Annotated in this window: 9 protein-coding genes and 5 pseudogenes; 6 read left to right on the top strand and 8 right to left on the bottom strand. The window is 69.0% G+C overall.

Features of this window, described 5'->3' with window-relative positions; translation table 11 throughout:
- Positions 1-396: 396 nt before the first annotated feature.
- Positions 397-747 carry a hypothetical protein gene (locus ACZ7FF_RS44385; RefSeq protein ID WP_470820388.1) on the bottom strand — a complete coding sequence of 117 codons (351 nt, stop codon included), beginning with the start codon at positions 745-747 and terminating at the stop codon, positions 397-399.
- 884 nt (positions 748-1,631) lie between these two features.
- Between ACZ7FF_RS44385 and arr the strand changes: the two genes are divergently transcribed.
- Positions 1,632-2,042 carry an NAD(+)--rifampin ADP-ribosyltransferase gene (gene arr / locus ACZ7FF_RS44390; protein WP_470820390.1) on the top strand — a complete coding sequence of 137 codons (411 nt, stop codon included), beginning with the start codon at positions 1,632-1,634 and terminating at the stop codon, positions 2,040-2,042.
- Positions 2,043-2,096: 54 nt separating this feature from the next.
- Here the strand turns inward: arr and ACZ7FF_RS44395 are convergent.
- From ACZ7FF_RS44395 to ACZ7FF_RS44405, 3 genes and pseudogenes are all read right to left on the bottom strand, one after another.
- Positions 2,097-2,333 (bottom strand): annotated as a pseudogene (locus tag ACZ7FF_RS44395) (helix-turn-helix domain-containing protein); the annotation flags it as partial.
- Between the two features lie 40 nt (positions 2,334-2,373).
- On the bottom strand, positions 2,374-4,785 hold the full coding sequence (locus ACZ7FF_RS44400; RefSeq protein ID WP_470820392.1) for an Orn/Lys/Arg family decarboxylase: 2,412 nt from the start codon (positions 4,783-4,785) through the stop codon (positions 2,374-2,376).
- A gap of 166 nt (positions 4,786-4,951) precedes the next feature.
- Positions 4,952-5,148, bottom strand: a pseudogene (locus ACZ7FF_RS44405) (hypothetical protein); the annotation flags it as partial.
- Between the two features lie 200 nt (positions 5,149-5,348).
- On the opposite strand from ACZ7FF_RS44405, the gene ACZ7FF_RS44410 reads away from it, so the two are divergent.
- Together ACZ7FF_RS44410 and ACZ7FF_RS44415 are read left to right on the top strand one after the other, a co-directional pair.
- Positions 5,349-6,005, top strand: a complete 657-nt coding sequence (locus tag ACZ7FF_RS44410) for a TetR/AcrR family transcriptional regulator (RefSeq protein WP_470820394.1) — start codon at positions 5,349-5,351, stop codon at positions 6,003-6,005.
- Positions 6,002-7,429, top strand: coding sequence for an MFS transporter (locus ACZ7FF_RS44415; RefSeq protein WP_470820396.1), 1,428 nt, complete (start codon positions 6,002-6,004; stop codon positions 7,427-7,429). The genes ACZ7FF_RS44410 and ACZ7FF_RS44415 overlap by 4 nt, the downstream gene beginning before the upstream one ends.
- Before the next feature lie 70 nt (positions 7,430-7,499).
- On the opposite strand, the pseudogene ACZ7FF_RS44420 reads toward ACZ7FF_RS44415, so the two are convergent.
- Together ACZ7FF_RS44420 and ACZ7FF_RS44425 are read right to left on the bottom strand one after the other, a co-directional pair.
- A pseudogene (locus ACZ7FF_RS44420) lies at positions 7,500-7,616 on the bottom strand (IS982 family transposase); the annotation flags it as partial.
- Between the two features lie 40 nt (positions 7,617-7,656).
- Positions 7,657-8,190 carry a TetR/AcrR family transcriptional regulator gene (locus ACZ7FF_RS44425; RefSeq protein ID WP_470820398.1) on the bottom strand — a complete coding sequence of 178 codons (534 nt, stop codon included), beginning with the start codon at positions 8,188-8,190 and terminating at the stop codon, positions 7,657-7,659.
- A 121-nt stretch (positions 8,191-8,311) separates the two neighbouring features.
- On the opposite strand from ACZ7FF_RS44425, the gene ACZ7FF_RS44430 reads away from it, so the two are divergent.
- Positions 8,312-8,776 (top strand): SRPBCC family protein, encoded by a 465-nt coding sequence (locus tag ACZ7FF_RS44430; RefSeq protein ID WP_470820400.1) that lies wholly within the window; start codon positions 8,312-8,314, stop codon positions 8,774-8,776.
- 472 nt (positions 8,777-9,248) lie between these two features.
- Positions 9,249-9,626, top strand: a complete 378-nt coding sequence (locus ACZ7FF_RS44435) for an SRPBCC family protein (protein ID WP_470820402.1) — start codon at positions 9,249-9,251, stop codon at positions 9,624-9,626.
- Positions 9,627-9,882: 256 nt separating this feature from the next.
- Here the strand turns inward: ACZ7FF_RS44435 and ACZ7FF_RS44440 are convergent, their stop codons facing one another.
- Entirely contained in the window at positions 9,883-10,053 is a 171-nt protein-coding gene (locus ACZ7FF_RS44440) for a DUF5670 family protein (protein WP_011113206.1), read from the bottom strand.
- A 145-nt stretch (positions 10,054-10,198) separates the two neighbouring features.
- Positions 10,199-10,462, bottom strand: a pseudogene (locus tag ACZ7FF_RS44445) (hypothetical protein); the annotation flags it as partial.
- Between the two features lie 164 nt (positions 10,463-10,626).
- Here ACZ7FF_RS44445 and ACZ7FF_RS44450 point away from each other — a divergent pair.
- Positions 10,627-10,923: pseudogene (locus ACZ7FF_RS44450) on the top strand (IS5/IS1182 family transposase); the annotation flags it as partial.
- Between the last annotated feature and the right edge of the window lie 92 nt (positions 10,924-11,015).

Genomic DNA, 11,015 nt, shown 5'->3' on the forward strand with positions numbered 1-11,015 from the left:
CACCCGATACGAAAAGACCGCCACCTCCTACGAAGCAGCGGTCACTCTCGCGTCGTTCCTGCTCTGGGCAAGATCCGTTTGAAGACGGACCCTAGGAGGCGAGTTCGGCATACGACTTGTTGATCTGCGGGTCGTAGAGGTCCGGCTTGTCGACCCCGGTCTTGAGGCTGTCCGGCACCAGACGACGCGGGACACCGCCGAAGAAGCGGAACGCTTCCGCGTGCGCTTCGGTCGGCGTGCTGGTCCATGTGTGCCACGGGACGGACGAACATGTGCCGCGAGGCGGGCAGCACCATCACGAACCCCCCAGATCCGGTGCCGTTTCCCGGTCGCGGGGTTGATCCACTGGCCCAGGAAGCCGTAGTCGATCTGGGCCTCCGAGCCCGGCTCGACGTTCTACCGCAGCACCGTGACCTTCGAGCGGGCCGCCTCCTCGGGCGGGTTCTCGTGCACCCGGCGGCGGAACGTCGACAGCGACACCTTCAACTTGCCCTCGTCCCGGAGCCGTTGGTGGATCGTGGTGACCGACGTGGTCTCCAGCAGGCTCTTGACGTGGTCCCGCGGTTCGATCTCTGCCCACCGCACCTGGTTCAGCCTCCGGCTGGCCATCTCCGGGAACCAACTCTTGAGCAGCTTGGCCCAGTCCGCCTCGCTCATCGGCGGCCCTCCCGGGGTGATCCCGGCCGCCTCCGCCGGCGCCAGGTACCTCCTGATCGTCTTGCGGTCCACTCCCAGCGAGGCGGCCACCTGGCTCTTGGACCGGCCCGCGCCCAGTGCACGTAGATCTCGACGATGTCGACCACGGTGAATGTTCTCCTTGCCATCCGGTGCGTCCGTCGGCCTCGCGGCTCGCAGGTCGAGGGACCTCGACGGCTCCGAGAGGCCAGGACCCTCAACCCGGGCAGCGGCATGCCCAGGGGGAACCCGACCGATTCTCAAGGAAGATCTAAAAGCTCGCAAACCACTCAAAACAGGGAACATCAGGCTAGTTCGAGCGTGGTCAGCGGCGCCATCGACGGTCAGCGTCCCGGTGGGGACTCGTGACCACGGAGGTGGGGAACTGGCTGACGCCGATCATGCAGATCGTGAGGAATTGTTTGACCGTCGACACCTGGCACGATCAAGGGCCAGGGGGCCAGGGATGTAGGAGGGGCCGGTGGGCCGACCCTGGCCGAGGGGAACGGCGGCACCCCTCCGGGCCGGGCCGACGAGGCCGGCGGGCCCAAGGACGCGTTCAGTCCGCTAGAGGAGTGAAGACGTCCGGAGCGAGGAGGGCGAGGGCGTACGCAATGGGCTCGATCAGGCAACGGCGTCGCATCAGTCCGCTTCACCGACCCCCGGGAGCGTGAGGGCGGTCTGGGTCCGGTGAAGCGGATGGGTGGGGTCAGTTGCGTGTCCGGGGGGAGGCAGTTCAACCACCGGCGGGTTGCGACTCTGGTGGAGGAGCTTCCGCAGTTGTCTCCCCGCGTGGTGACGGACGAGTTCACGCGCGAGTTCATCGCACTCAGCCGGATGGTTCTCGACGGACAGCACCTGTATCTGTGGTTCCTCGGGGACTGAGACTGCAGGTTGGCTCAGCAGGGAGAGTGGAACGGCCCGCCTCGCACTGGCCTGGTAGATATCCTGTGGCGATGGACGAAGTGCTGGACGAGGGGCCGTTCTTTCACGGGACGAAGGCCGCTCTGCGGGTCGGGGACCACCTCACCGCCGGTTTCCGTTCCAACTACCGGCCCGAGATCGTGATGAACCACGTCTACTTCACCGCCTTGCGTGACGGCGCGGGGCTCGCCGCGGAACTCGCTGCCGGTGACGGTGCCCCGCGTGTGTACATCGTCGAGCCGACCGGGGAGTTCGAGAACGATCCGAACGTCACCGACAAGAAGTTCCCGGGCAATCCCACCCGCTCCTACCGCAGCAGGGAACCGATCCGGATCGTCGGCGAGGTCACCGACTGGACGCGATTGACGCCCGAAGCTCTCCAGGCCTGGCGGGACCGGCTGTCCGCGGTCCTTGCGGACGACCGCGCCGAGATCATCAACTAGAGGGCCGCCGCCCCGCGAGGGCTCTTGCGGGAAGGCGGTACGCCCTCCCGACCAGGCCGCTGCCGGCGAGCCCCCGAACAGCGGAGCGAGCTGCCGCATGGTGAGGTTCGTCCGGTAGTAGACGGCCACCACAAGCACTCGGTCGGCAAGCGACAGACACCATGGCCGCCCGATTCGCGGCCCGTCGCCACCCCGCTCCCGCACCACCTTCAACAGTCGCTCAAACTGCTTCATCCGCAGCCCGGCGAACGTCTCCATCCACAACGGATCAGCCCTCAACACCCCACGCATACAAGAGAAACGCCCTGGTCACAGCCTTCTGCAACACGCTTTAGCCGACATGCCCGGTCGAGTGTGCCGGGCGATGCTCCGCGCCCTGGAACAGGCACTCGATCAGGTAGTCGCCCGTGTCCTCGTCGACGGTCACGCCGTGGGTCTCGCTGCGGAAGCCGGGGAAGCGGCGGTCGAAGGACTCCAGGGCGGTGAGATAACGCAGCAGGGGGCCGTCGGGTGCACCGATGGACTCGCCCGGCATCAGGACCGGGATGCCAGGCGGGGTGACCGTCACCATGGCGGCCGCCACCCGGCCCGACGCCTGCGAGATCCGGACCCGCTCGGTATCACCCCGCACCAGCCGCTGGTAACAGTGCTGAGGTGGCGCCACGGGCTGCGGGAGCTGCTGGAAGGCCGTCTCCAGAAGCTCCACCAGGCGCACCGAGCGCAGGTGCCCGTGCATCTCCTGGCACAGCCCCCGCAGGGTCAGGCCCGCGTATCGGCGGGGGTGCGCGGCGACGGCCTGCGGCAGGACGCGTTCCAGCGGGGCGTCGGCGTCGTACAGGGCCTTGAAATCCATCAGGGCGTCCAGCAGGGTGCCCCACTTGCCCTTGGTGATGCCCATGGAGAACAGGATCAGCACGGTGTAACTGTCGGTCTTCTCCACCACGATCTTCCGAGTGGCCAGATAGGCGGTAAGCACCCGGGCCGGGATGCCCTCGTCGGCCATCTCGCCGGTGGCACTGATCCCCGGACAGGTCAGCGTGACCTTGACCGGGTCCAGCATGCAGTGGCCCTCGGTCAGCCCGGGGAAGCCGTGCCAGTCGGCGCCGGGCTCCAGTAGCCAGCATGACTGTTCGGTCCTCAGCAGCTCCGGAGGGGCTTGCTCGAACGGCAGCCGTTCACCGGTCGCCGTGTCGGTGACCGTGTCCGGCTGCCACACCCCGAAGAACCACGGCGGCCGGTCCCCGGCGCTCTCGATCCGCCGTCGCAGGCGCACCATCTCCTGGCGGAAGCGGATCGCCTCGGTCACCGCCTCGTCGATCAGCCACTCGCCCTGTGGGCCGTCCATCATCGCCGTCGCCACGTCGAGCGAGGCGATCATCGGGTACAGGGGCGAGGTGGTGCCATGCATCATCAGCGCCTCATTGAACCGGTCGTGCTCCACCGGTGCCCGCGGTGCGGGTCGCACGTGGACCATCGCGCTCTGCGACAGCGCCGCCAGCAGCTTGTGCGTGGACTGGGTGGCGAATACGGTCGGGCGGTCCGGGCCGGGGAAAGCCTCCTCGTTCACCGACATGCCGTAGCGGCCGGCGTAGAGCGGGTGGAAACGGGCGTACGCGAACCACGCCTCGTCGAAGTGCAACCGGGGTGTGCTGGCGGCGAACGCCCGAGCGGTGGGTACGGCATCGTAACTAAGTCCGTCGTAGGTGGAGTTGGTGACGACCGCGTACTGCGGGTGCGGGGACGCCGCGCCCTCGGTGAGCGGGTGCGCCGCGAGCCGGGCCGCCACCGCGTCAGCGGCGATCTCGGCCGGGGGCAGCGGTCCCGCCAAGCCGTAGCCGTTGCGGGTGGGGACCAGGTAGACCGGCCGGGCGCCCGAGAAGACCAGGCCGTGCAGCACGGACTTGTGGCAGTTGCGGTCCACCAGCGCGATCTCGTCACGGGTGACGCTGAAATGGCCGACCAGGCGGTTGCAGGTGGAGTCGCCGTGCAGCACGAAGTAGGTGAGGTCGGAGCCGAACACACGGGCCGCGTTACGCTCCGCCTCGCCGATCGGACCCGTGTGCTCGAACAGCGAGCCCAGTTCCTCGACCGAGATCGACAGATCGCTGCGCAGCAGCCGCTCCCCGAAGTAGTCGTGGAAGGCGCGTCCCGCCGGCGACTTGAGAAAGGCGACACCGCCGGAGTGGGCCGGGGTGTGCCAGGAGTACTCGTGGGTGTCGTCGAAGCGGCGCAGTGCCCTGAAGAACGGTGGCAGCACGGATTCCCGGTAGGCGCGGGCGGCGGTGGTGATCCGGCCCGCGATGAAGCCCGGGGTGTCCTCCAGCGGCCAGACGTAGCCCACGACCGATTCGGACACCCACAGCGGCAGTTCCTGCAGGCCCTCGTCGGCCATCACCAGGAAGACCGGCAGATCCCGGAAACGGCGGCCGATCCGGCGCAGCACGGTGCCGCCGCCCGGGGCCCCGTCAACGATGCTGCCCGGCCGGGCGAGTGTGCCTTCCGGCGCGGCGAGCGCGGCGCCGGGCCCGTCACCGGCAGCCCTGGGAAGGTCCCAGGCCACCAGCGCCGCCGCCACGCCGGCCTCGGTGCGCAGTACCGCGTCCGCGTCCTCCGCCGTGACCGCCCACCTGACTTCGAAGCCGCCCTTCTCGATCGCGTCCCGGATCTTCCGTAACTGCTGGGGCCCGGCACCCTCGCCCCGAGGGTGTTCCGGTACCGCGACCAGGATCCTGCTGTCGGCCATGCGCTCCCCGCCCTCCATGGCGGCACCCCCGGCCGCCCCGCCAGTGTCCTGCCGGCGACTGGGCAGAGCGGCGGACGGTACGGCAAACCACCACTGGGGCGGATATCGCCGTCCCGACGCTGACGCGGACGTGCTGGACCACATGACCGCCACGGCGCTGTACGACCGCGGTGGAGTCCTGGACGCCGGCGGCGGTGACCAGCACCGCGCGCAGCAGGCCGAGGGTGTCGGTGATGACGCTGCGCTTGCGGCCTACGATCTCGCGTTCATGATCTCGCGCAGGTCGTGCCGAGGCGGCCGACTGAAGTCCAAGGCCCGGCCCGGGCGTTCGAAGCGCCAGGGGGACAGCACCGGCTCGATCAACTCCCAGCGGACTCGGCGCGATCACGCCACTCCCACCGGCGCACGGCACCATGTGCGCCGCGCCTCGACCTGTCGGGCCTGAGCATTCCCGGTCAGCGTGCCGCGGTGAGTGGGCGAGCCGGGGCCCCGTCACCACTGAGCGGAATGATCACACCCCAAGGCAAGTAGACAGTGTCTACTGCACATGATAGACACCGTCTATGCCTGATGAGAGCTCCCTTCGGGAGCGGTTGATCGATGTCGGCGTCGACCTTGTGCTGACCGAGGGCTCCGCGTCCGTGGGCCTGCGGGAAATAGCCCGTCGAGCGGGGGTGTCGCACGGGGCGCCGCGTCGGTACTTCCCCACGCACCACGCGCTGCTCTCGGCTATCGGCCGTCGCGGCTTCGAGGACCTCGCAGCCATCTTCGAGACCGCGGTCGCCGGCACGACCACACCTCGCCGCCAACTGGAGGCCCTCGCGCGGGCGTACGTCGGGTACGCACTGGAACGCCGCGGCATGTTCGAGCTCATGTGGCGGCACGACCTGCTCGACGGCGCGGCGCAGGCATCGGACCAACCGAGGCTGCGCGAGTCGACCCTCCCGCTGTTCGGGCACTTCACCGGACTCGTCGCCCGATGCCGATCGGAGCGGGATGCCGCGCAACGCGCCGACGGGCCGAACGAGGCCGCACCGCCGCCTGCGGTGACCGCCGCCGCCCTGTGGTCGAACCTGCACGGCATGGCCCAACTGTGGGCCTGGGGCAGCCTGCAACTCGCCCTCGGCACCCCACCACTGGACGGAGACCCCGTCGACGACCAGCGCGACCGGCTCATCGCGGCAGTCCTGGACGCCCATCTCGGCCCGGTGACCTCATGACCGCACCCGCACAGCGGCAGATTGCACTTCTGGTCAGCGTGGCCGGCGCGGTGATCGTCGCACTGGACGGAACCATCCTGCTCATGGCGCAGCCGGGCATGCAGCGTGATCTCCGCGCGAGCGTGGCGCAGATCCAGTGGACGAGCACCGGCTATCTGGTCGCCGTGGCCGCGTTACTCGTGATCGCCGGGCGCCTCGGGGATCGGTACGGGCACCCGCGCCTGCTGTTCGTCGGCGTCCTCGGTTTCGGGGCTGCCTCGGCCGGGATCGCGCTCGCGCCGGCCGTCGGCTGGGTGATCGTCCTGCGCGCGGTGCAGGGCGGATTCGCCGCGTTCCTGCAACCTGCGACGCTCGCGCTGCTACGGCTGGCGTATCCCGCGAACCGGCTCGGCAAGCCGATCGCCCTTCGCACCGGTGCGATCGCGGTGGCGGCAGGGTCCGGTCCGCTCCTGGGCGGTGTTCTCGTGGCTCATCTGGGATGGCGCGCCGTCTTCTGGGTCAACGTGCCCCTCGCGTTCGTCATCGCCGTTCTCGCCCTCGCTGTACGGACGCCGGCACCTCGACGTGCCAACTCTCCACGGCTCAACCTCACCAGCGCGGGCCTGCTGGCGGTCGCGCTCGCAATCCTGGTCCACGCCTTGGCCGACGTACCCGCGCGGGGGTGGACCGCCGCGGCGACGCTGCTCGAATTCCTCGCCGTCATCGGCGTCGCAACGATGCTCACCTGGCACGAACGCCGCACCACGTACCCGATCGTTCCGCCAGCCGTAGCGCGGTCCGTACCGGTGACAGCGTCGATGGCGATCCTGCTGGTCACCACCGCCGGCCTGTTCGGCGCGCTGTTCAGGGCCACCTTCTACCTCCAGGACGTACTTCGGCTCGACCCACTCGACAGCGGTCTGCGCGTGCTCCCGCTGACCGTGCTCATGGTCCTCGGCTCACCCGCCGCGGTCGCCGCACTGCGCCGGTACGGTGCGCGCCGCACCGCGATCGCCGGTACGGTCCTCGTCGTGGTCGGCATCGCGGGGCTGTCCCGGCTCGGTCCCGCCAGCACATGGATGGCCATGGCTGCAGCCTTTGCCGCCAGCGGTGCCGGGTTCGCCACCGTGATGGTCACCGCCACCGGGACCGTCGTCGGTGACGCCCCGCCCGGGTACGCCGGGGTCGTCAGCGGACTCAAGCAGACCGCCATGAACATCGGGCCGACCTTCGGCATCGCCGTCGCGGCCAGCGCAACCGGCACGGCTGCTTCAACCATGAGCTCCACTCTGTTGATCCTTGCCTCACTCGCCGCTCTCGGCCTGCTGCCCGCGTCCCGACTGCCCCGGCGCCCGGCCCACCAGGAAAGAGACGACACGACCGTCGCGCCCCCGGAGCAATCACCAACACCACAGGCGGCACCCGCTCGGCACACAAACAGTTGAGCAACCGCCGAACACACCCAGGCTGAGCACCAGACCGATCCCCGGTGTCGGCAAAGCGTCTGCCGACACTTGGCCGGAGCTGTCGCAGGTAAGTACGGGTGTGGCGAAGCCACTTCGGCTCGGAGGTGAGGCCGAGGATGGCCTGCATCATCGCGAGCGTGACCAGCTCGGCATCGTAGGACGCCGGGGCCGACTGCCTCAGCCGTTTGGCCTGATCCGTGACTTGGTCACTTCGAGCCGTAGTACAGGCGGAGGAACTCCTCCATCGCCGCGTCAACGCCACTGCGGTCACCGGTGGCGAGCAGGTCGAGCAGCAGGCCGCGGACAGTGGCGAGTCCCAACCTGGCCCGGTTCCGGGCCACGACAGGGTCCGCCCCTGCGGCGACCTCGGCGGCCACGAGCGGCCCCAGCCAATCGTTCACGAGCCCTTCGAGGACTGAGGCGGCCTCGGGGCGGCCCCGCAGCGCGTGCGCGCAGACTTCGAAGAAAAGCCGCTCCTGACCGGCCAGTCGAGGATCCGTCAGCTGCTGCCAGAGGAGTCGCGCAGCTTCGGCGGGCGGGAGACCGGATTCCAGGTGGAGCCGGGACAACTGATCTCGCTGGCGCTGCTCCGACGTCCGGACAATCTCGGCGAGCAGACGTTCCTTGGAGCCGAAATAGTGGATCAGCATGCGGTGGCTGACACCGATCGCAGCCCCCAGACCGCGCAGGCTCAGGTCCGTGAGGCCGTATGCCGCAACGTAGTCAACGGCCGCGTTCACCAGCTGAGCGCGCCGGCCCACGTCTGCGACTGGCGCGCCCCCGCACTCAGGATGAGAGCCGTCCGTATGAACCACGTCGCGAGTGTACCAATCGGTACATCCCTTGTGTACCGTCTGGTACATGAAGTCTGTCACCGTGTCGATCGACGTACTGCAGACGCCCGAGCAGGTCTATGACTTCCTCGATGTCATGGCTCACCATGAGCGATTCACCAACCACTACCTGACCGATTGGCGCTACAGCGGCCCCGGCCGCGGCATCGGTGCGTGCGCCACGGTCACAGCCGCGCTGGGCGGGACCAAGACCGACGTCACCATCGAGGTCGTCAAGGCCGAGCCGCCGCGGCGCATCATCGAGCGGAACGTCAGCGCGGCCGGTCGACGCCTGGCTCACGGCACCTACACCATCGAACCGCGGCGGACCGGCGGGAGCCGCGTGGCATTCACGTACGCCTGGGTGCGCGCCCCGGTCGCCGACCGCCTGCTGGCAGCGGTCGTCCGGGCCATGATGCGGCGCGCCAACCGCACGGTCATGCGACGTCTGGCCGCCGAATTGGCTCGCCGTGTGCCCGTTGCCGAGTCATGAGGTCGGTACATGTCGGCTCTTCTGCCCAACGCAAGACCCAAGGCCCCGACGCCCCCGCCCGCACAGGGCCGAGCTCGGACTGCACGGGCCTGCGCTTCGGCCCCAACCCGGTTGCAATGCCCTGATCCCCGGCGCAGCAGGCCGCGTGGCATCCCGGCCTCCTCAACTCCTGATCTATACAACCGCCAGCACACCGAAAGATCTATGAGGCCATCACGACCCGACGGGCGGTGCGCGGGTCCGAAGCGGCGGCGACCCGGGCGAAGAGCGGGTTCTCCATGAACACTGTGGGGCACAAGGTCATCAATGCGGACTTGCTCCCACTGCCGCACCCCACCGTGACAGTCGCCCTACCCGTCGCGATGCTTGGGATGAGACCACGGAAGGCAGCCCTACATCTCAGGACCGGACCGATGCCACCCGCTTCGACCCCCCACCCGCCACGGCGACTCTCCCGTCTGCCATGGCACGCATGACCCTCAGCGCCAACGGCGCGGCCCGCCCCGATACGGTCTGGCAGCGCTACGCCAGCCTTGACCAGTGGGCTTCGTGGTCCCCACAGATCAAGGCCGTCCACTGTGAGGGCCGGCGCCTGAGTCCCGGCCTGAGCGGCACGGTCGAATCAGTCGTCGGCGTCCATGCCGCCTTCGTCGTGGACGCCGTCGACCATGACCGCCGCACCTGGACGTGGCGGGTCCACTTGGGACGCATCCGGATCAGACTGCATCACGAGGTCAGGCCGCAGGGTCGCGGCACCACCACGAGCCTGACCATGGACGGCCCGCAGCTCGTCCTGGCCGCCTACGCGCCCCTGGCCCGACTCGCTCTGCACCGCCTGGTACAGCCCTGACTCGCTGCCGGCCGTTCGGGGCTGTCCGACCGGCCCGAGCCGTGAGCAGCGGCCCCGCAGACAGGAGGAGCAGGGTTCCACTGCTGGGTCTGCGAGGCCGCTGCATCACTCACGTACCCTGCGGTGCGTCCGATACGCCCGATCCATCCCAACCGCTCGCACACAAAGGCTTGTTACGCGAGTGGGGGCCGGCCATATCCGGCCGGCCCCCACTCACCTCTCGCGCGGCGCACTCATCGCGCCTGGCGTCTATCGGCTACCAGCGATACCAGCGGCCCTTGCGGCCGCCGCTGTCCGCGGTGCGGACGACGAAGCCCAGCAGCCACACGACGAGCACGATCACCGCGATCCACCACAGCGCCTTCAGCGCGAAACCCGCACCGAAGAGGATCAGAGCCAGAAGAAGAACCAGAAGCAGGGGAACCATATCTATCAACCTCCTGGCCACCAGGTGCCCTTACCTCAGACTGACAAGCCCACCAAGCGGGAGTTATTTCCACGCGGTGCTGGGCATACGCCCGGCGCCGCGCGCCACACCTGGTTCCCCCAGTTCCACCCCTCACGCACCGCAGGCCCGCCTCGTCAACGCGGCAGGCGATCCCCGGGCCCGGTGTGCGCGGATCGCCGGCGCCGGGGTCGTACAGGGCACGGCCGCCTGGCCACCGCGACGATTCGGTGGCCAGGGGGACACCGCCATCGACTTCCTCCGTTCAGCCGGTGATGTCCGGCAGCAGGCCGTCCAGGGGCGCGCCGACGAGCGCCGCGTACGTCCGTGAGGGGCGGGGGCCGGGGTTGGGGTCCTCGTGGTCGCAGCCGTAGACGCGGCCCCGCAGCACCTGCTCATCGCCGTTCGTACCAACAGCGCTGCAGCCACCACCGACAACGAGTCCTTCGCCCCGAAACTGCGATCGAAGAACCAGGTGAACTGGTCTCGGGCGATGATCGACTCCTCGCACTTCCGCGTGGCACGACGGGGCCCAAAGCGGTCCCACGGGCCGCCAGACCGCGCCGACGCCCAGACGCACTGCTGGCTGATCGCGGCTACGACCACGACAAGTACCGTCGCCCGCTCTGGCAACGCGGGATCCGTCCAGTGATCCCGAAACGCGGCGAGCCCCACGGCAGCGGCCTGGGCTACTTCCACTACGTCGTCGAGCGCACGATCGCCTGCCTCCACGGCTTCCGCCGCCTGCGCATTCGCTGGAACCGACGCGACGACATCCACGAGGCGTTCTTCGGACTCGCCGTCTGCCTCATCACCCACCGCCACGTCCAACGGCTCTGTTGGGGGCAGTAAGTGGGCGGTTCGTAAGGTGATGTCCGTTTCCGGTTGAGGCTGGGCAAGGTCGCTGGTGGAGGCTCCGTCGGCTATGGCTTCCTGGCGAAGTT

The organism is Streptomyces sp. NPDC037126, assembly GCF_055605965.1.

What these genes read in the sequence shown, in the direction of transcription:
- arr (WP_470820390.1), top strand. Translation starts at nt 1,632, where the DNA reads ATGGACGAAGTGCTGGACGAGGGGCCGTTCTTTCACGGGACGAAGGCC.
- ACZ7FF_RS44400 (WP_470820392.1), bottom strand. Translation starts at nt 4,785, where the DNA reads ATGGCCGACAGCAGGATCCTGGTCGCGGTACCGGAACACCCTCGGGGC.
- ACZ7FF_RS44410 (WP_470820394.1), top strand. Translation starts at nt 5,349, where the DNA reads ATGCCTGATGAGAGCTCCCTTCGGGAGCGGTTGATCGATGTCGGCGTC.
- ACZ7FF_RS44415 (WP_470820396.1), top strand. Translation starts at nt 6,002, where the DNA reads ATGACCGCACCCGCACAGCGGCAGATTGCACTTCTGGTCAGCGTGGCC.
- ACZ7FF_RS44430 (WP_470820400.1), top strand. Translation starts at nt 8,312, where the DNA reads ATGAAGTCTGTCACCGTGTCGATCGACGTACTGCAGACGCCCGAGCAG.
- ACZ7FF_RS44435 (WP_470820402.1), top strand. Translation starts at nt 9,249, where the DNA reads ATGACCCTCAGCGCCAACGGCGCGGCCCGCCCCGATACGGTCTGGCAG.
- ACZ7FF_RS44440 (WP_011113206.1), bottom strand. Translation starts at nt 10,053, where the DNA reads ATGGTTCCCCTGCTTCTGGTTCTTCTTCTGGCTCTGATCCTCTTCGGT.